The organism is Bacillus cereus group sp. N21 (assembly GCF_016483395.1).
GTDB lineage: Bacteria > Bacillota > Bacilli > Bacillales > Bacillaceae_G > Bacillus_A > Bacillus_A pseudomycoides.
The window spans coordinates 1-341 of the sequence record NZ_JAEHBX010000288.1 but is presented as its reverse complement, the minus strand read 5'-3'; the positions used below and the strand labels follow the sequence as shown (position 1 = coordinate 341).

Here is a 341-nt window from a genome sequence, read left to right as displayed (position 1 = left end):
TGGGGCCTTAGCTCAGCTGGGAGAGCGCCTGCCTTGCACGCAGGAGGTCAGCGGTTCGATCCCGCTAGGCTCCACTTATAACTTTATTATGGCGGTGTAGCTCAGCTGGCTAGAGCGTACGGTTCATACCCGTGAGGTCGGGGGTTCGATCCCCTCCGCCGCTACCATAAAGGACCTTTAGCTCAGCTGGTTAGAGCAGACGGCTCATAACCGTCCGGTCGTAGGTTCGAGTCCTACAAGGTCCACCATTTAAAGTAAATTCCCTGGAGGTATACCCAAGTCTGGCTGAAGGGATCGGTCTTGAAAACCGACAGGCGGCGAGAGTCGCGCGGGGGTTCGAA

Annotated in this window: 3 tRNA genes; all 3 read left to right on the top strand. The window is 56.9% G+C overall.

From position 1 onward, the window contains the following. Position 1 precedes the first annotated feature (1 nt). The 3 genes from JDS96_RS30895 to JDS96_RS30885 all read left to right on the top strand — a co-directional run bounded on the left by JDS96_RS30895 (position 2) and on the right by JDS96_RS30885 (position 248). A tRNA-Ala gene (locus JDS96_RS30895) sits at positions 2-74 on the top strand. 16 nt (positions 75-90) lie between these two features. Further along, positions 91-167 (top strand) — tRNA-Met (locus JDS96_RS30890). Positions 168-171: 4 nt separating this feature from the next. Continuing rightward, positions 172-248 (top strand) — tRNA-Ile (locus tag JDS96_RS30885). Positions 249-341 lie beyond the last annotated feature (93 nt).